At 64.5% G+C, this 18,949-nt stretch carries 19 protein-coding genes and 1 other RNA gene; 13 read left to right on the plus strand and 7 right to left on the minus strand.

From position 1 onward, the window contains the following. Positions 1-88 precede the first annotated feature (88 nt). The 6 genes from P9220_RS10025 to trxA form a co-directional block, all read right to left on the minus strand. Positions 89-1,450 carry an MATE family efflux transporter gene (locus P9220_RS10025; RefSeq protein ID WP_309765450.1) on the minus strand — a complete coding sequence of 454 codons (1,362 nt, stop codon included), beginning with the start codon at positions 1,448-1,450 and terminating at the stop codon, positions 89-91. 46 nt (positions 1,451-1,496) lie between these two features. Beyond that, positions 1,497-3,260 carry a glycosyltransferase family 39 protein gene (locus tag P9220_RS10030; RefSeq protein ID WP_309764702.1) on the minus strand — a complete coding sequence of 588 codons (1,764 nt, stop codon included), beginning with the start codon at positions 3,258-3,260 and terminating at the stop codon, positions 1,497-1,499. A gap of 205 nt (positions 3,261-3,465) precedes the next feature. Further along, complete coding sequence (locus P9220_RS10035) at positions 3,466-3,720, minus strand: type B 50S ribosomal protein L31 (protein ID WP_040050153.1); 255 nt, start codon at positions 3,718-3,720, stop codon at positions 3,466-3,468. A gap of 126 nt (positions 3,721-3,846) precedes the next feature. Continuing rightward, entirely contained in the window at positions 3,847-4,683 is an 837-nt protein-coding gene (locus tag P9220_RS10040; protein ID WP_309764703.1) for a zinc-dependent peptidase, read from the minus strand. 101 nt (positions 4,684-4,784) lie between these two features. After that, a complete protein-coding gene (gene rho / locus P9220_RS10045; protein ID WP_035968253.1) occupies positions 4,785-6,050 on the minus strand; it encodes a transcription termination factor Rho in 1,266 nt (421 codons plus the stop codon). A gap of 246 nt (positions 6,051-6,296) precedes the next feature. Then, positions 6,297-6,623 carry a thioredoxin TrxA gene (gene trxA, locus P9220_RS10050; RefSeq protein ID WP_008349330.1) on the minus strand — a complete coding sequence of 109 codons (327 nt, stop codon included), beginning with the start codon at positions 6,621-6,623 and terminating at the stop codon, positions 6,297-6,299. Between the two features lie 283 nt (positions 6,624-6,906). Between trxA and ffs the strand changes: the two genes are divergently transcribed. The 11 genes from ffs to P9220_RS10105 all read left to right on the plus strand — a co-directional run bounded on the left by ffs (position 6,907) and on the right by P9220_RS10105 (position 16,063). Beyond that, positions 6,907-7,005, plus strand: an RNA gene (gene ffs, locus P9220_RS10055) — signal recognition particle sRNA small type. Positions 7,006-7,204: 199 nt separating this feature from the next. After that, positions 7,205-9,607 carry a DNA polymerase III subunit gamma/tau gene (locus P9220_RS10060; protein WP_309764704.1) on the plus strand — a complete coding sequence of 801 codons (2,403 nt, stop codon included), beginning with the start codon at positions 7,205-7,207 and terminating at the stop codon, positions 9,605-9,607. Positions 9,608-9,717: 110 nt separating this feature from the next. After that, entirely contained in the window at positions 9,718-10,044 is a 327-nt protein-coding gene (locus tag P9220_RS10065) for a YbaB/EbfC family nucleoid-associated protein (RefSeq protein WP_014191628.1), read from the plus strand. 37 nt (positions 10,045-10,081) lie between these two features. After that, the gene (recR, locus tag P9220_RS10070; protein ID WP_309764705.1) at positions 10,082-10,678 is read left to right on the plus strand and encodes a recombination mediator RecR; all 597 of its coding nucleotides are present in this window, start codon (positions 10,082-10,084) and stop codon (positions 10,676-10,678) included. Between the two features lie 19 nt (positions 10,679-10,697). Next, positions 10,698-10,910: a DUF1653 domain-containing protein gene (locus tag P9220_RS10075; RefSeq protein WP_309764706.1), complete on the plus strand. Its 213-nt coding sequence runs from the start codon at positions 10,698-10,700 to the stop codon at positions 10,908-10,910. Between the two features lie 37 nt (positions 10,911-10,947). Further along, complete coding sequence (locus P9220_RS10080; RefSeq protein ID WP_309764707.1) at positions 10,948-12,153, plus strand: CaiB/BaiF CoA-transferase family protein; 1,206 nt, start codon at positions 10,948-10,950, stop codon at positions 12,151-12,153. 72 nt (positions 12,154-12,225) lie between these two features. Further along, a complete protein-coding gene (locus P9220_RS10085; protein ID WP_309764708.1) occupies positions 12,226-13,263 on the plus strand; it encodes an ABC transporter substrate-binding protein in 1,038 nt (345 codons plus the stop codon). Positions 13,264-13,266: 3 nt separating this feature from the next. Continuing rightward, positions 13,267-14,100, plus strand: coding sequence for an ABC transporter ATP-binding protein (locus P9220_RS10090; protein ID WP_309764709.1), 834 nt, complete (start codon positions 13,267-13,269; stop codon positions 14,098-14,100). Beyond that, positions 14,090-14,914 (plus strand): ABC transporter permease, encoded by an 825-nt coding sequence (locus P9220_RS10095; protein WP_309764710.1) that lies wholly within the window; start codon positions 14,090-14,092, stop codon positions 14,912-14,914. The genes P9220_RS10090 and P9220_RS10095 overlap by 11 nt, the downstream gene beginning before the upstream one ends. 205 nt (positions 14,915-15,119) lie before the next feature. After that, positions 15,120-15,809, plus strand: a complete 690-nt coding sequence (locus tag P9220_RS10100; RefSeq protein ID WP_309764711.1) for a glycosyltransferase family 9 protein — start codon at positions 15,120-15,122, stop codon at positions 15,807-15,809. After that, positions 15,797-16,063, plus strand: a complete 267-nt coding sequence (locus P9220_RS10105) for a hypothetical protein (RefSeq protein WP_309764712.1) — start codon at positions 15,797-15,799, stop codon at positions 16,061-16,063. Before P9220_RS10100 ends, P9220_RS10105 begins: the two co-directional genes overlap by 13 nt. 27 nt (positions 16,064-16,090) lie before the next feature. Here the strand turns inward: P9220_RS10105 and P9220_RS10110 are convergent, their stop codons facing one another. After that, the gene (locus P9220_RS10110; RefSeq protein WP_309764713.1) at positions 16,091-17,071 is read right to left on the minus strand and encodes an NADPH:quinone oxidoreductase family protein; all 981 of its coding nucleotides are present in this window, start codon (positions 17,069-17,071) and stop codon (positions 16,091-16,093) included. A gap of 104 nt (positions 17,072-17,175) precedes the next feature. On the opposite strand from P9220_RS10110, the gene surE reads away from it, so the two are divergent. Next, positions 17,176-17,934 carry a 5'/3'-nucleotidase SurE gene (surE, locus tag P9220_RS10115; RefSeq protein ID WP_309764714.1) on the plus strand — a complete coding sequence of 253 codons (759 nt, stop codon included), beginning with the start codon at positions 17,176-17,178 and terminating at the stop codon, positions 17,932-17,934. Continuing rightward, a complete protein-coding gene (locus tag P9220_RS10120) occupies positions 17,931-18,947 on the plus strand; it encodes a protein-L-isoaspartate(D-aspartate) O-methyltransferase (protein ID WP_309764715.1) in 1,017 nt (338 codons plus the stop codon). The genes surE and P9220_RS10120 overlap by 4 nt, the downstream gene beginning before the upstream one ends. Positions 18,948-18,949 lie beyond the last annotated feature (2 nt).

Raw genomic sequence — 18,949 nt, forward strand, 5'->3', positions numbered from 1 at the left:
TCCGAGTGTTCCTCGACGCGCGATTTTACTGGAGGCCTACGCCGTTCTTTCCGTCCGGGTGCAAGCGTTGACGCTTTACGACGATTTCCTAACGCAGGTCGACGGTGCCGATATGCCGGGCGCTCACGCGCCGCCAATAAACGAAGAGGCCGACGCCCGCCACGCCGAGACTCAGCGAATTGGCGATCCAGAAGCCGCGCGCGCCTTGCAGCGAAGCGGGAATCGCGCCGCCGACGTCGAAGCCGAGCAGATAGCCGCCGCCGAGCCCGATGCCCCACAGCGCGATCGCATAGATGACGGTGGGCACGATCGTCACCTTGTACGCGCGCAAGATGAACGCGGTGGTGATCTGCAGCGCGTCGCACAGGTGATAGAAGAAGATGATGAGCACGAGCGGCATCGCCGCGGCGATCACGTTCGGATCGGGCGTGTAGGCGGCGATCACGTGCGGGCGGGCGGCAATCAGCACCACGCCATAGACGAGCGCCAGCACGCAGGCCATCGCGATGCCGTGACGCGAGATCGACGCGGCATCGTCGAAGCGCTGTGCGCCGAGCGCCTGCGAAACGAGTGTGGACGATGCAATGCCGATCGCGAGCGGCGTCATGTACAGCACCGCGCCGAGGTTGCCCGCGATCTGATGGCCGGCGAGCGTCGTCGTGCCGAAACGCGAGATGAAAAGCGCCATGAACGTGTACGACGTCACTTCGATCAGGTACGAGAGGCCCATCGGAATGCCGAGCCGCAAGAGCGCGACCTGACGTCGCAACACGGGCCACGTGAAGCGCGAAAAGATGCCGAAGGGGCGGAAGAACTCGAACTTCAGCAGCACCGTCATGCCGACGACCGCCAGCACCCAGTTGATGAGCGTGCTCGCGAGCGCGCAGCCCGGACCGCCGAGCGCCGGCACGCCGAAGCCGCCGAAGATGAACCAGGTGTTGAGCGGGAACTTGAGCACGAGTCCGCCGACCTGCAGGAACATCACGAGCCGCGGCTTGCCGACCGCGTTCGTCAGCGAGCTATAGACGCGAAACGCGAGGCTCGCGGGCAGGCCGAACGACAGGATGCGCAGGTAGTCGACCGTGCGGTCGTGCAACGCGGGCGGCGCTTTGGCGAGACTCAGGAGCGGCTCGGGAAAATAGAGCAGCACGAAGCCGATGACCGTCAGCGCTGCGGCGAGCCACAGCGCCTGGCGCGTCTCCTCGCCGATCTCGCTTTCGCGGCCCGCGCCGAAAAGTTGCCCGGCAATCGGCTGCAGTGCGACGAGGATGCCCGTCAGCCCGATGTAGACGGAGATATAGACCGATGAGCCGAGGCCGAGCGCGGCGAGATCGGTGGCGGAAAAGCGGCCGACCATCGCGGTATCGATGACGCCGAACGCGATCACCGCGAGCTGGCCGATCAGCACGGGCCACGCGAGCGATGCGATCTTGCGCACATCGCGCCACATGCCGGTCGTGCCGGGTTGAACGGGTGATGTCGAGGTCATGTCCTTTTTATTGCGGCCGGCGCAGGCTGCGCTTGCGCACGGGTTTTTTCGGCGGCGGAACGGGGCGCTCGATGCGTACATACAGCCGGAAGCGCTCGTCGCGATCGGCGACGCGCCGGCCTTCCCAGACGAGCTTCCATTCGAACGTCGACATCGACGACGGATCGCCGAAGTCCGAGCGATCCTGACGCAGGATGACGTCGCAGTCTTCGTCGAACGCAAACTGCATGCCGCCGAAATAGGCGAACGTCGCGATCTGCGCGTCGCCCAGGCGCGCGGGCGAGATGCAGGTGTAGTCGGCCGGAAGATGCGAGGCGATCTGCTCCGCGACATCGCGATACGTGCGGCTATAGTTGACCACCGGCAGCCATAAGGTCATGAGCAGCACCCACATGAGCGTGGTGCCTGCGCTCGACAATACGACGCTGCGCCACAGTACCTTCGGATGACGCGTGAGCCGCCAGCGCGCGAGCACGAACCAGCAGACCGTCACGGCGACCGCGCAGACGAACGAGATCAGCTTGAACTCGGGATGAAAGCCCGGCGCGAGGCGCGCGAGGTTGCGGGCCATCGGCGCGGGAAAGCCGAACATGCCGGCCGTCCACACGAGCCAGACCAGCGTGCCGATGATCGTGAAGCTCAACATCGCGAACCAGTCGATCGCGTTGATCGCGCCGCGCTTGAGCGTGGGCAGCGCGAAGGTCGCGAGCACCGAAAGCGGCGGCAGCAGCAACATGAAGAGCCGGTTCGTTTCGTGTGCCTGCAGCACGACCAGCACGAGCAGTGGCCCGATGACCGACAGCGGCACGGCGACGTGCGGCGAGCGGCGCATGCCGCCCCAGCTCACGAACGCCCAGATCGCGAGCGGCCACGCGGGCCACGTGAAGAGCGGGAGGTTCTTCATCGCGTAGCCGAACTCGAGCGCCGGCGGCGCGGTGAACGTGTGGAAGCTGTTGCGCCACCATTGGCGCAGCCACCATTCGCCGTCGTCGGGGAAAAAGTGCAGCGTCGGCAGCACCCAGGCGGCGATCAGCACGACTGCGACCGGCAAGCCGAAGATCAGCAGCGGCGCGGCCCGCACCTGACGCACGATGACCGTCATCGCGAGCGTGCAAAGCAAGAGCGCGAACACGAGCACGGGCGAGCTCGACAACCCGACGACGCCGATCGCCGCACCCCACACGAGCGCGCCGTGGATCGGCTTGTCGAGGCTGCGCACGAGGCCGTAGATGAGCATCGCGGTGCCGGCGAACTGCGCGACTTGCGGCGTGGTTTCGTGACCGCGCTCCGCGAGGCCGAAGCAGGCGAGCAGAATGAGCAGTGCGCCATCTGCGAGCGTGCGGCCGTAGTCGCGCGGTTCCGGCTCGCCGCCGAATGCATATTTGAAGGGCTGCGCTTCGTCACGCCGGCCGAGCAGATACGCCGAATACCAGACGAACGCGCAAGCGAGACAGAACAGCAAGCCGGTGATCACGCGCGATGCGTTGCTCGCATCGACCCACGGACTCAGCACGCGTATGAACGACGCGCCGAGCCAGTACATCAGCGGTCCGTCGCCGGTGGCGGCCTTGCCGAGCAGGTTCGGCAGAAGCCAGTCGCGGGCGTCGCCGTTGGCCATCGTCCACATGACGCCGAAGCCCGCCGCGTCTTCGTTCTTCCAGGGATCGCGGCCGAACAGGCCGAACGACGCATAGGTGATGCAGATGGCGAGCAGCAGCCAGCGCGGCAGGGCGCTGGTAGCGGAGGCGGTCAGACGAACGACAGATCGCATGCGAGAAGGCTTGATGGAGAGACGGGCCTGGAAGATGCGCCGCGGGGCCGGAGCATCCGGCATTGTAGTCGTGTCGCGGGTCCTGGCGGCACTGCGAAACTTCGCGCCACGCATCGCGATGCAGGCCGCGCCGATGTTTAAAACCGCGAGCCGACAAAAAAGGGCAGCCGAAGCTGCCCTTTCTTGCTGAAACCCGAAGCCCGACTTACTTCTTGGTGGAGAAGCGCGCGAACTTGTTGTTGAACTTCTCGACGCGGCCGGCCGTGTCCATGATCTTCTGCTGGCCGGTGTAGAACGGATGCGATTCCGACGACACTTCGATCTTCGCGAGCGGGTAGGTCTTGCCGTTGAATTCGGCGGTTTCGCGCGTCTGGATGGTCGAGCGGGTCACGAAACGGAAGTCGTTCGACATGTCGACGAACAGGACTTCGCGGTAATCCGGGTGAATGCCTTCTTTCATGGTCTTTCCTGATATCTGGCGGTAGCCAACCCGCCGCACCGTTTCATGGCGCCCTTAGCGAGTCACTTGCCTGGGTCGAAAAACGGCGATTATGCCAGAAAATCAGCCGCTCGACACCTTTTCCCGTCACGCGTGCGAGCCGGCCAGCGCGCCGACGCCGGCGGGATCCTGCCGGTAGTACCGCGCGAGCAGCCGGTACAGTTCCGGGTATTCGGCCTCGAATGCGCCTGGCGTGACGAACAGCGCCTCGCTGCACACGGCGAAGAACTCCGACGGATGATCCGCTGCATAAGGGTCGATCAGCGATTCGCGCTCGAAGCGGCGAAAGCGCGATTGCGGCACGGCATCGACGCCGGCGCAGAACTGGTCGTAGGCGTTGTCGAAGATATCGGACCAGGCGGCGTTATCGAGCGGCGCATGCCAGCGGCGAAAGAGCGGAGGATGCCCGTCGGCTTCGCCGTTCACCATGTCGATCTTGTGCGCGAACTCGTGGATGACGACGTTGTACGCGTCCGAGGCATCGGCCATCTGCGTGTCTTCCCACGACAGCACGACCGGCCCGCCTTCCCATGCCTCACCGCTCGCGTCGTGCTCGATCTCGTGAACGACGCCGGCCTCGTCCTCCACCGTCTTTCTAATGACGAACTCGCCGGGATAGACGATCACGCCGACCCAGCCGCCATAGAGGTCGAGGTCAAGGTTGAGCACCGGCAGGCAGGCTTGCGCGGCGATCGAGACGATCATCTCGTCGGTCAGTTCGAGCCCGTGCGCGGTCGAGAACTCCTTTTGCGCGATGAACAGGCTCGTCGTCTCGCGCAGGCGCTCGCGGTCGGTCGCGATGAGGTGGCGATAGAACGGGAAGGCATCGAGCGTGCGCTGCCAGAGGGCATCGTCGATTGCATACTTGCGCAGCGCGCGCTCGCGGCGTTGCGCGCCGAACCAGCGGGTGAAGAGGTTGGCCATGCGTGGTATCGGAAGGCTCGGACAATGCGGATTGTACGCAAGGCGCCCATGAAAAAACCGCCTGACGATGCAGGCGGTTCTTTTATACGTCACGCGGAAGATCAGCTTCCGCCGCGGCGCATCATGTCGAAGAACTCCGAGTTGCTCTTTGTCTGACGGATCTTGTCGAGCAGGAATTCCATGGCTTCGACTTCGTCCATGTCGTGAATGAATTTGCGCAATACCCAGACCTTTTGCAGTAGGTCCGGCTTGATGAGCAGTTCTTCGCGGCGCGTGCCCGACTTGTTCAGATTGATCGACGGATAAACGCGCTTTTCGGCGAGGCGGCGTTCGAGGTGCACTTCCATGTTGCCGGTGCCCTTGAACTCTTCGTAGATCACGTCGTCCATGCGGCTGCCCGTTTCGATCAGCGCCGTGCCGATGATGGTCAGCGAACCGCCTTCCTCGATGTTGCGCGCGGCTCCGAAGAAGCGCTTCGGACGCTGCAGCGCGTTTGCATCGACACCGCCCGTCAGCACCTTGCCCGACGCCGGCACCACCGTGTTGTACGCACGCGCGAGACGGGTGATGGAGTCGAGGAGAATCACGACGTCGTGCTTCATTTCGACGAGACGCTTGGCCTTCTCGATGACCATTTCGGCCACTTGCACGTGACGCGCGGCGGGTTCGTCGAACGTCGATGCGATGACTTCGCCGCGCACCGAACGCTGCATTTCCGTCACTTCTTCAGGACGTTCGTCGATGAGCAGCACGAACAGAATGACATCCGGATGATTCGCCTTCACCGCATGCGCGATGTGCTGCAGCATCACGGTCTTGCCCGACTTCGGCGACGCCACCAGCAGGCCGCGCTGGCCCTTGCCGATGGGAGAAATCATGTCGATGATGCGGCCGGTGACATTCTCTTCGCCGCGCATTTCGCGTTCGAGCGGCAGCGGCTTGTTCGGATGCAGCGGCGTGAGGTTCTCGAACATGATCTTGTGTTTCGAGGCCTCGGGCGGCTGCCCGTTGACTTTGTCGACCTTGACGAGCGCGAAATAGCGTTCGCCGTCCTTCGGCGTGCGCACCTCACCTTCGATCGTGTCGCCGGTATGCAGATTGAAGCGGCGAATCTGCGACGGGCTGATATAAATATCGTCCGTACTCGCGAGATAGGAAGTCTCGGGCGAGCGCAGGAAACCGAAGCCGTCCGGCAGCACTTCGAGCGTGCCGTCGCCGAAAATCGTGTCGCCAGCCTTGGCGCGCTTTTTAAGAATCGCGAACATCAATTCCTGCTTGCGCAGGCGGTTCGCATTTTCGATCTCGAGGCCATTGGCCATCTCGATCAGTGCAGACACGTGCTGAGACTTGAGCTCGGATAAATGCATACGGATTTCCCGCCAGGGAGAAGAGGTGCGACAGAAAGATGGGAGAAGAGGTGAGCGGAACCGCTCTAGGACTTAATACTTCTTGAAGTCTTGTAATTCTAGCATAGCACACGCCGTGCGGGCCTCGGATAGGCCGGGGGCGGGGCTTTTCAGCCGATGTTGTCGCGCGACAACATCGGCCGGGGCGCGGTCTTCAGGGCTCCGCCGCCGCGATCGAGCGAGGCAGACTTCCGATGACGACGCGTTTTACAGGTTGCTATCGAGGAATGCGGTGAGTTGCGACTTGGACAGCGCGCCGACCTTCTGCGCGGCGACCGCGCCGTTCTTGAACAGGATCAGTGTGGGGATGCCGCGCACGCCGAACTTGACCGGCGTCGACTGATGCTCGTCTACATTGATCTTCGCGATTTGCAGGCGATCGCCGTAATCCTTCGCGACTTCGTCGAGGATCGGGGCAATCATCTTGCACGGACCACACCACTCGGCCCAGAAGTCGAGCAGGACAGGTTTATCCGACTTGACGACGTCCTGTTCGAAAGAAGCGTCGCTGATGTGCTTGATTGATTCGCTCATTGTCTGAATACCTCAATTGATTCGAGGCCGCGTTGGAATGCTCGCCACGATACACCAAAACTGAAAAGGAATTTCGCCGCTCGAAGCCGCGAACTCCGCTCGCCGGACGTCGTGCAAAAGCGTGCAATTCGCCGGTCACGGATAAGTCATGTGTCATCTTAGCCTACTTTGCTATCCGTTGCCGGTGCCCGATAGGGACAATCTGAGGCCGAAAGCACGCAGCGCAAGAGGGCGCCGATCGCAGGCTTCCGGGCCTCGCGCGGGGCGTGATATACTTCGACGTGACGGGCCTCCTCGCATGGTGGCGCGGTCAACCTGGTCAGGTCGGGAACGAAGCAGCCACAGCCGTTTTCTACCAGTGCCGAGGGTCGGGCTCGTCACCTTCCGCTTTTCTTCTGCGCTTTTTCTGCGCTTCTCTTTCGCTGTATCTCCTTCGTCTTTGAGTCATTCCGGCACTGGCCGGTGCTTCTGACGCGCGTGTGTCGTTTGCATACTGCTGCCGCGAAAGCGGCCGTTCCGACGCCTGGCTTCGCCCGTCCGAGCGGCGTTTGCCATAAGTCGTTGCTGATACAATTTCGCGCATGACCTATCAAGTTCTCGCACGCAAATGGCGGCCGAAATCGTTCGAGTCGCTCGTCGGCCAGGAGCACGTCGTTCGGGCGCTCACGCACGCGCTCGACGGCGGCCGTCTGCATCACGCTTATCTCTTCACGGGCACGCGCGGCGTCGGCAAGACCACGCTCTCGCGCATCTTCGCGAAGGCGCTCAACTGTGAAACCGGCGTGAGCTCGAAGCCGTGCGGCGTGTGCCGCGCGTGCCGGGAAATCGACGAGGGCCGGTTCGTCGACTATGTCGAAATGGATGCGGCGAGCAATCGCGGTGTCGATGAAATGGCCGCGTTGCTGGAGCGCGCCGTGTATGCGCCCGTCGATGCGCGTTTCAAGGTCTACATGATCGACGAAGTCCACATGCTGACGAACCACGCCTTCAACGCGATGCTGAAGACGCTGGAAGAACCGCCGCCGCATGTGAAATTCATTCTCGCGACCACCGATCCGCAGAAGATTCCGGTGACGGTGCTCTCGCGTTGTCTGCAGTTCAATCTGAAGCAGATGCCGGCGGGGCATATCGTCTCGCACCTCGAGAACATCCTTCAGCAGGAACAGATCACGTACGAGCCGCAGGCGCTGCGGCTTTTGTCGCGCGCAGCCGACGGCAGCATGCGCGATGCGCTGTCGCTGACCGATCAGGCCATCGCGTATTCCGCGAACGAGGTCACCGAGGAAGCTGTGCGCGGCATGCTCGGCGCGCTCGATCAAAGCTATCTGATCCGCCTGATCGACGCGCTCGCCGCCAGCGATGGCGCAGGCGTCCTGACCATCGCGGATGAAATGGCGCTGCGCAGCCTGTCGTTTTCGACGGCGCTGCAGGATCTGGCGAGCCTGCTCCATCGAATCGCGTGGGCGCAGTTCGCGCCGTCGTCCGTGCTCGACGAGTGGCCCGAAGCCGCGGATATCCGCCGCTTCGCGGAGATGCTGTCCGCCGAGCAGGTTCAATTGTTCTATCAGATTGCTACCGTGGGGCGCGGCGAACTCGGCCTTGCGCCCGACGAATACGCGGGCTTCACCATGACGCTCCTGCGCATGCTGGCGTTCGAGCCGGCGGGCGGGCCGGGCGGTGGCGTCGTCGCCGTCAACGCGCCGCAAGCGACGAAGGCGCCGCGCAGCGCCGCGCTTGCCGGCGCAATGGCCGAACGTGCGGTCGTGCCTCTGCCCGTGTCGGCGAAGGCGGCGGAAGCTGCGCCGGTCGAGACATCGGCGAACGGTTCGCCGCAGCCAAAGCGCGGGGACGTTGCGGAAACTCGTGTATCACAGCCGGCGACTGGCATCACGTCGACGCGTTCGGACGAGCCGACTGCGAGCAGCGCAGAGAATCCCGCGGCTTTGCGCGCAACGAGCGACGCGAAAGCCAGTGACGCACCGCCGGTCGTGGTAACGCGAACGATCGAGCCGAATGAACCGGCAGACGCGCCGCCCGCCGCGACCGCGCCGATTCGCGCAGCAGCCCGTCAGGCGGCCGATGATGCCGTGAGTCAACCACAGGACGCATCGCAAGCCGATGCAGCGAAGCGCCCTGGCGGCGGAGCCAGCGCGGCGCTTGAAGTGCTGCGCAGCGCGGGCATGCGCTTGTCTTCGGATCGCGGAGCGCGGGGGGCATCGGCGGCTGCGGCGAATGGATCGGCTGCACCGAAGCCTGCCGCACCGAAGCCCGCCGTCCAGGTCCAGCCGCCCGTGCCGCGCCGGCCCGCGCCTGCGCCCGCCGCCGCTGCCCCCGAACCGAAGGCGAAGCCCGCGGCGAAAGTCATCCCGCCGTGGGAGGACATGCCGCCGGACGACTATCCGCCGGCATCGTCGCAAGACGAGTATTTCATGCCGCCCGATGACGGTTTTATGCCCGCGTTCGACAGCGGCCCCGACGACATGCGTTTCGCCGGCGAGCCCGCATCCGCATCCGCGCCCGCGCCGAAGGTCGATACGACGCCGCTGCCGCCCGCCGTCCCGCTCGATGCGCTCGGCGTCGCGGTCGAATGGGCGGTGCTCGCGGCCGATTTGCCGCTCAAGGGCGTTGCGTATCAGCTCGCGTTCAATAGCGAACTGACCGCCTGCGACGCGAATTCCGTCACGCTCAAAGTCGCCGTACAGATGTACTCGGACGCCTCGCACGTCGCGAAGCTGAAGGCCGCGCTCGCGGAAAAGCTCGGGCGCGCAGTCGAAGTCAACGTCGATGTCGGCCCGGTGCGCCGCACCGCCGCCGCGCTCGATGCCGTCGAACGTGCACGACGCCAGCAGGAGGCCGAGCAGGAAATCCAGCGCGACCCGTTCGTGCAGTCGCTGATCCGCGATTTCGGCGCGAGCATCGTTCAGGGTTCCATCCGGCCGCTCGCATCGGACGCATCCGCACAGCAGGCGCCGCGCGCACAGTAAGATAGGCCGCATTCGCGGCATCGCCATTTTTCGCGCGCCGTTGCAGTCGTTGCACGCGCGGCGCGCTCGTCGCCATCCGCCATATCCGCTTTCCAGTAAGGAGCCGAACCATGATGAAGAACCAACTCGCCGGGCTGATGAAACAAGCTCAGCAGATGCAGGAAAACATGAAGAAGATGCAGGACCAGCTCGCGCTGATCGAGGTCGAAGGCCAGTCCGGCGCGGGCCTCGTGAAGGTGACGATGACCTGCAAGAACGACGTCAAGCGCGTGTCGATCGACCCGAGCCTGCTCGCCGACGACAAGGACATGCTCGAAGATCTCGTCGCCGCAGCCTTCAACGACGCGGTACGCAAGGCCGAAGCCACCACGCAGGAAAAGATGAGCGGCATGACGGCCGGCATGCCGATGCCGCCCGGCTTCAAGCTGCCGTTCTAAATCCGCGCGCCCCGCGCGGGGCGCGTCATGAGGACACATGAAACAACCTTCCGCTTTGTCGGCGCTCGTGGAGGCGCTGCGCGCGCTGCCCGGCGTCGGTCCCAAGTCGGCGCAGCGCATGGCGTATCACCTGATGCAGCACGACCGCGCCGGCGCCGAAAAGCTCGGGCAGTCGCTCTTGTTCGCGACCGAGCATCTGCGGCACTGCGAGAAGTGCAACACCTTCACCGAGGCGGCCGTGTGCGAAGTCTGTCTCGATGAAGAGCGCGATCCGGCGATGCTGTGCGTCGTCGAGACGCCCGCCGACCAGATCATGCTCGAACAGACGCTCACCTATCGCGGGCTTTATTTCGTGCTGATGGGCAGGCTCAGTCCGCTCGACGGCATCGGGCCGAAGGAGATTCACTTCGACCGGCTCATCAACCGCGCGCTCGACGGCGTCGTGCAGGAAGTGGTGCTCGCCACCAACTTCACCAACGAAGGCGAAGCCACCGCGCACTACCTCGCGCAGACGCTGAAGTCGAAAGGGCTCAGGGTGACGCGGCTCGCGCGCGGCGTGCCGGTCGGCGGCGAACTCGAATATGTCGATGCCGGCACCATCGCGCGGGCGATGATCGACCGGCGCTCCGTCTAACTCAGCAAACCAACACGTCATGACCGAAAACGAAGCACTCGCGATTGCGACGCACCGGCATTACAAGGGTGGGCTCTATCGCGTGATCGGCGTTGCGCGGCATTCCGAAACCGAAGAAGAGATGACGGTCTACGAACATCTCTGGCCGCACGAGCGCGGCATGTGGGTGCGTCCCGCAGCGATGTTCAACGATACCCTCGCCGACGGCACGCCGCGCTTTACGCCGCTCTGAAGCGGGACAGCAAAGCCCATAAGAAAAGGAGACGAGAATGACCGCATCGACCGGGCCGCTCGCCGGCGTCAAAGTGCTCGAACTCGGCACGCTCATCGCCGGCCCGTTCGCCGCGCGCTTCATGGGCGAGTTCGGCGCGGATGTCATCAAGATCGAAGATCCGAACGGCGGCGATCCGCTGCGCAAGTGGCGCAAGCTGTATCCCGAAGTGGGCGGCACGTCGCTGTGGTGGGCGGTGCAGGCGCGCAACAAGAAGTCGGTGACGGTCAATTTCAAGGCGGAAGAGGGCAAGGAAATCGTGCGGCGGCTCGCGAAGGAAGCGGATATCGTCGTCGAGAATTTTCGTCCGGGCCTGCTCGAGAAGCTTGGTCTCGGCTACGAAACCTTGTCCGCCGAAAACCCTGGCCTCGTGATGGTGCGGCTTTCGGGCTACGGGCAGACCGGGCCGTATCGCGATCGGCCGGGCTTCGGCGCGATCGCCGAATCGATGGGCGGCCTGCGTCACATCACCGGCTATCCGGATTTGCCGCCGCCGCGCATCGGCATCTCGATCGGCGATTCGATCGCGGCGCTGCATGGCGTGATCGGTGCGCTGATGGCGCTGCATCATCGGCAGGTGAACGGCGGCAAGGGGCAGGTGGTCGACGTCGCGCTGTACGAAGCCGTCTTCAACATGATGGAGAGCGTCGTGCCCGAGTACGGCGTCTACGGCCTCGTGCGCGAACGCACCGGCGCGTCGCTGCCGGGCATCGTGCCTTCGAATACGTATCCTTGCAGCGATGGAAGCATCGTGATCGGCGGCAACAGCGACCCGATTTTCAAGCGCCTGATGACGGCAATCGATCGCCCCGATCTCGCCGACGATCCCGCGCTCGCCTCGAACGATGGCCGCGTGCCGCGCACGCAGGAAATCGACGACGCCATCGCCGCGTGGCTCGCGACGCGCAGCATCGACGAGGCGCTCGCCGTGCTCAATGCCGCCGATGTGCCGGCAGGGCGCATCTACAGCGTCGCGGACATGTTCACCGATCCGCAATATCTGGCGCGTCAGATGCTGCAACGCTTTCCGTGGCAGGACGGCCGCGAGATCACGCTGCCGAACGTCACGCCGAAGCTCTCTGACACGCCCGGCGAGACGCGCTGGCTCGGACCCCGACTCGGTGAACACACCGATGAAGTGCTTCAAACGCTCGGGTATCATCCTGACGATATTGCGCGGCTGAGAGCGGCCAGGGTTATCTAGGCCAGGCTCCGCCGCGACAACGACAAAGAACATGCAGCGCGCCATGTTGCATGAGACAGGAGACGAACAACGATGAAACGAAGGACGTTCATCGCGAGCGGCGCAATGCTCGCGGGTAGTGCACTGTCGGGCATGCCGCTCGCATTGGCTCAGGGCAAGCCCGAGCAGACGAAGGTGTCGATCGCGGTCGGCGGCAAGAATCTTTTCTACTACCTGCCGCTCACCATCGCGGAGCGCCGCAACTACTTCAAGGACGAAGGGCTCGACGTCGAGATCGCGGACTTCGCGGGCGGCGCGAAGGCGTTGCAGGCGGCGGTCGGCGGCAGCGCCGATGTCGTATCGGGCGCATTCGAACACACGCTGCTGCTGCAGGCGAAGAATCAGTACTTTCGCGAATTCGTGCTGCAAGGACGCGCGCCGCAGATCGTGCTCGCCGTATCGAAGAAGACGATGCCGAACTACAAGTCGGTCGCCGATCTGAAAGGCAAGAAGATCGGCGTCACGGCGCCGGGTTCGTCGACGGCCATCATGGCGAGCTTCGTCCTCGCGAAGGCGGGGCTCAAGGCGAGCGACGTGTCGTTCATCGGCGTGGGCGCGGGAGCGGGCGCGATCGCCGCGCTGCAATCCGGCCAGATCGATGCAATCGCCAATCTCGATCCCGTGATGACCAAGCTCGATCGCGCGGGCGAGATCCGCATCGTCTCCGATACCCGCACGCTCGCGGATACGAAGACGGTCTTCGGCGGCAACATGCCGGCGGGGTGTCTCTATGCTTCGCAGAGCTTCATCAACAAGAATCCGAACACGACGCAGGCGCTGACCAATGCGATGGTCCGCGCGCTGAAGTGGCTGCAGACGGCCTCGGGCAAGGAACTGATCGCGACTGTGCCGGAAGGTTATCTGCTCGGCGATCGCGCGCTGTACCTCGATTCGTGGCAGCACGTGAAAGAAGCGCTGTCGCCGGACGGACTGATGCCCGAAGACGGCCCGGCGACATCGCTGAAGACGCTGCAGGCATTCGACGAAACGGTGAAAGGCAAGCCGATCGACGTGTCGAAGACGTGGACCAACGACTTCGTGAAGAAGGCGCTCGCGACCGTCAAGGCGTGAGCGATGAGCACACTTTCGACACACGCGCTCGCGCTGGAAGACGTCACATGCACGTTCGCTGCGCGCGAGAGCCGCAGTGACCGTTATACCGCCGTTCGGAATACGAACCTTTACATTGCTCCCGGCGAATTCGTATCGGTCGTCGGCCCGACGGGCTGCGGCAAGTCCACGTTGCTGAACGTATCGGCGGGACTGTTGCAGCCGTCGTCGGGCGCGGTGAGCGTGTTCGGCGAGCCGCTCAGGGGCATCAACCGGCGCGCGGGCTACATGTTCCAGGCCGATGCGCTGATGCCCTGGCGTTCAGCGCTCGACAACGTCACCGCCGGCCTCGCATTCCGTGGCATGACGAAGGACGAAGCCGGCGCGCGCGGCGAGGAATGGCTCAAGCGTGTGGGCCTGGGCGGTTTCGGCGACCGCTATCCGCATCAACTGTCGGGCGGCATGAGAAAGCGCGTCGCAATGGCGCAAACGCTCATTCTCGATCCCGACATCATCCTGATGGACGAGCCGTTTTCCGCGCTCGACATCCAGACGCGCCAGTTGATGGAGAACGAACTGCTCGATCTATGGGCCGCGAAACGCAAGGCGGTGCTTTTCATCACGCACGATCTGGACGAAGCCATTTCGATGTCCGATCGCGTCGTGGTGCTGTCGGCGGGGCCGGGGACGCATCCGATCGGCGAGTTCGCCATCGACTTGCCGCGTCCGCGCGATGTCGCGGAGATCCGCTCGCATCCGCGTTTCGTCGAACTGCACGCGCAAATCTGGGGTGTGCTGCGCGAGGAAGTGCTCAAGGGTTATCAGCAGCAGTTGAAACGGAACGATCATGTGGAATAGGCTGCGCCCGAATCGAACGAATCTGATGGTCTGGCAATGGCTGTTGCTCGTCGCGTGCTTCCTGCTGTGGTACGCGCTCACCAGCCCGACGCTTCTGCCGCCTTTTTATTTCGACGACGCGAACAAGGCCGCGTTCTTCTTCGGCGAGCCGCAGAAGGTGCTCGTGCGCATCTGGGAGTGGTTCAGCAGCGGCGAGATTTACCTCCATCTGTGGGTGACGCTGATCGAGACGGTGCTGGCGTTCGTCATCGGCACGGTCTTCGGTCTCGCGGTCGGGCTATGGCTCGCGCTCGCCCCGACGATGAGCGCGCTCCTCGATCCGTACATCAAGGCCGCCAACTCGATGCCGCGCGTGATTCTCGCGCCGATCTTCGCGGTCTGGTTCGGTCTCGGCATCTGGTCGAAGGTCGCCCTCGGCGTGACGCTCGTGTTTTTCATCGTGTTCTTCAATGTCTATCAGGGCGTGAAGGAAGTGAGCCCGGTCGTGCTCGCGAACGCGCGCATGCTCGGCGCGAATCGCAAGCAACTGCTTCGCTACGTGTATCTGCCGAGCGCGACGAGCTGGGTGTTTTCCAGTCTGCATACGTCGGTCGGGCTGGCGTTCGTCGGTTCGGTGGTGGGCGAGTATCTCGGCTCGGCGCGCGGGGTCGGCTATCTCATCTTGCAGGCCGAAGGCACGTTCGATATCAACACGGTGTTCGCCGGTATCCTCGTGCTGACCGCGTTCGCGCTCGTGCTCGACGGACTCGTCGCGCTCGTCGAGCGTCGGCTCATGAAGTGGCAGCCGAAGAGCGGCGAGACCGAGAAGCTGTAGGCCTCCTGCGCGTGATGATACGTGTCAGCCGGTGTCGGCCCGATCGGCGCAGGTGGGTTATCCTTTCGCAAACCGAATCGATACCATCGCCGCGCTCGCTGCCGCATTGCTGTAAGATTCGGCCCGACTTTCCCGCCTCGGGGCATCGGCGACACGGCGCCTTCGTGACGCGATTCACGCGATTTGCGCAAGACAAAGAATGAGATTGGACACCAGCAGTGCGGTGGCGGTGGCGTTGCCACCGCCGATCGGAGATAGCCTCATCGGGCTCGTGCTCGTCAACAATCTCGTCCGCAACGGCTATCGACCGGTCGTGTTCGGCTGGGTGGCGGAACAGCTCGCGGACGGGCTGCCAGGCGTGGAGGTGCGGCAACCGGGCGCGTGTCCGCGCGCTTTCGAGACGGTCATCGAACTCTGGAAGACCGACTACGGCGCGGCGCTCAGCCGTTCGGGACAGACGCTTCGTCTCGACCAGCTTCCGGAATACGGCGGCACCAAGCATATGGTGGAGCGCATCGTCGATGTCGCGACCCATGTGCTGGAGCTTCGCGAAGTGACGCGTTCGAATGGACTCGTCGTGCCGGCCGGCGTCATGCGCGGGCGGTTCGCAAATCGCGTGGCTATCCATCCGACCGGCAGTCATCCTGAAAAGATGTGGGATCGCGACAAGTTCATTGCGCTGTCGCGCGCGCTCGCGCGGCGTCAGTTCGTGCCGAGCTTTCTGGTTTCGCCGGGCGAAATGTCCGACTGGAACGATGTTGCGCGTGCCGGGCATGAAGTGAATGCGCTGCCGCGCCTCGGCGATGTCGCGACGTGGATCGCCGAATCGCGATGGTTCATCGGCAACGATTCGGGGCTTGGGCTCTCGCGTCGTCCCTCGGCGTGCCGACGCTGACGCTCTTCATGCGACGCGGCCTCGCGCGGTCGTGGAGGCCGGGCTGGGGGCCGGGCGCTATCGTGCTGCCGCCGGCGCTGGTGCCGTCAGCGGCGTTGAGGGAGCGGTTCTGGAAGCGGCTCCTGAGCGTGCGTCGCGTGATGGCCGCGTTCAGCGCGTTGCAGGGCGCGAACGCGCGCGAGACGCAGCACCTGCGATCCACTGCGCGGCGGGAGAGGGATGCAGCGCAGGCGACGATATTACCGGATGCCTAGCCGGCATGCCTGTGTCGCCGGCGCCCCTCACATCGACATCTCCACCACGACCTTCCCTGTGACCCGGCGATTCATCATGTCATCGAGGGCCTGCGCGGTCTCATCGAGCGGATAGCGCCGCGTCACGGCGGGACGCAGCTTCCCCGCTCGAATCCACTCGACCATCGTCGCGAATTCGCTGTCTGCAAGCGCAGGTTCGCGCCGCATGTGGTCGCCCCAGAACACGCCGACGATGCTCGCGCCTTTCAGCAGCGCGAGATTGAGCGGCAGCTTCGGAATTTCGCCATTCGCGAAGCCGACGACGAGATAGCGCCCGCGCCAGCCGATGCTGCGAAACGCCGGCTCCGCATACGCGCCACCGACGGGATCGAATATGACATCGGGGCCATCGCCGCCGGTCAGCGTCCTGACGCGTTCGCGCAAGTCCTCGTTCGCATAGTCGATGACATCGTCCGCGCCATGTTCGCGGCAGAACGCGAGCTTCTCCTCACTCGACGCCGCCGCGATCACGCGCGCCCCGATTATCTTGCCGATCTGCACCGCGGCCAGCCCGACGCCGCCCGCCGCGCCGAGCACGAGCAGCGTGTCGCCGGCTTTCAGCGCGCCGCGATCGACGAGCGCGTGATACGACGTGCCATAGGCGATGGTGAAGGCGGCGGCATCGGCGAAATCGACGTCATCGGGCAGCGCGATGCACGCGGCCTCGCTCGCCCGCGCCTGTTCGGCGAACGCGCCCTGCGCCGTGTAGGCCGCCACGCGCATGCCGGGGCGAAAGCGCGTCACGCTTGCGCCCACTTCACGCACGACGCCCGCGAACTCCGCGCCCGGCGTGAAGGGCAGCGGCGGCTTGAACTGATACTTGTTCTGAATGATCAGCACGTCAGGGAAATTGACGCTCGCCGCCTTCACGTCGATGACGACTTCGCCCGCTTCGGGATGCAAGTCGGGCAGCGTCTCGACGGTCAGCGTGTCGGGTAATCCATGCTGGTTGCAGCGAACGGCGCGCATGTCGTCTCCTTGTCGATAGTCGCTCAGTTTATGACACGGCGCGCACCCCGGACGAGCCCCGGCGAGTCGTCCGCGCGCCATCTTTCCTCGGTTACAATCGCCGGATGCGAATCCTAATCAGCAACGACGACGGTTACCTGGCTCGCGGCATCAACGTGCTGCACGACGCCTTGCAGCCGCTCGGCGAAGTGACCGTGATGGCGCCGGAGCAGAACTGCAGCGGCTCATCGAACTCGCTCACGCTGTCCCGGCCTCTGAGCATCCATCGCGCGGCGAACGGTTTCAATTTCGTGAACGGCACGCCAACCGACTCCGTGCATATCGCGCTGACCGGCATGCTCGACGAGCAGCCGGACCTCGTCGTGTCCGGCATCAACAACGGGCAGAACGTCGGCGAGGACACGCTGTATTCCGGCACCGTTGCGGCGGCCACCGAAGGCTTCATGTTCGGCATTCCGTCCATCGCGTTCTCGCTGGTCGGACGCGACTGGCTGCATCTCGAAGACGCGGCGCGCGTGGCGGCGGAAATCGTCGCGCATTTCCTCGAGCACCCGATGCCCGGCCATCCGTTGCTCAACGTAAACATTCCCAGTCTGCCGTACGACCAGCTCGGCGAATGGCGCGTCACGCGCCTCGGCAAGCGCCATCCTTCGCAGCCCGTCATCCGCCAGACCGATCCGCGCGGCAATCCGATCTATTGGATCGGCCCCTCGGGCGATGCACTGGACGCGAGCGAAGGCACCGATTTTCATGCCGTGGCGAACGGCCATGTCTCCATCACGCCGCTTCAGCTCGACCTGACGCATACGCGGCTCATGGCGGAAACGCGCGAATGGGCGCGCGCCGGGAGCCGCCGCACATGAGCGACGAGCGCGCCAAGCGCTTTCCGCTGGCGCTCGCGGACCTCGTGCGCGAGCCGCGCAAGCCCGCTGGCCGGGCCGATGCATCGCGCGTCAAGCCGGCCGTCGCATCGTCGGGCAAACCCGGCGCGTTGCGGTCCGCCGCAAGCGCGCCGAAGAGCGGGGCGGCTGCATCCACGTTTTCCGCGAAATCGTCAACCGGTCTCGCGAAACCGGTTCCCGGCACGACGCGCAGTCCGGCTCAAGCGCCGCATCCGCGTACGAGCGCATTGCGCACTGCGCAGCGCGGCGGCGAGCGCGATGCGCTGAACGGCGCGGCGAACGCTGCGTCGAAAAAAGGCGCGCCCAATGTCGCGCTGGCCAGCACGCAGACGCTGACCTCGGAACGGGTGCGCGAGCGCATGGTCGAACGGCTGCGCGCCAACGGCATCACCGATTCCCGCGTGCTCAACGCGATGTCGGTGGTGCCGCGCCACATGTTCGTCGATCCCGGGCTCGCCGCGCAGGCCTACGAAGACGCCGCGCTGCCCATCGGCCATCACCAGACCATCTCGAAGCCGTCTGTGGTCGCCCGCATGATCGAACTCGTCGCGGCCGGGCGCACGCTCGACAAGGTGCTCGAGATCGGCACCGGTTGCGGCTATCAGGCGGCGGTGCTGTCGCAGGTCGCGAAAGAGGTGTATTCCATCGAGCGCGTGCGCCCGCTGTCCGAGCGCGCGAAGCTCAATCTGCGGCCGCTGCGCGTGCCGAACATCCGGCTTCACTACGGCGACGGCCGCCTCGGCCTGCCGGCGGCGGCGCCTTTCGATGCGATCGTGATCGCATGCGCGGGGCTCGATGTGCCGCAGGCCCTGCTCGATCAACTGGCGGTGGGTGGCAAGCTCGTCGCGCCGGTCGGATCGCAGGCTGCGCAGTCGCAGGTTCTCACGCTCGTCACGCGCATTTCGGCGACGCAGTGGCGAGAGTCTCAGCTTGATCGCGTTTTCTTTGTACCTTTAAAATCCGGAGTGATTTGACA

This window comes from Caballeronia sp. LZ016, assembly GCF_031450805.1.
GTDB lineage: Bacteria > Pseudomonadota > Gammaproteobacteria > Burkholderiales > Burkholderiaceae > Caballeronia.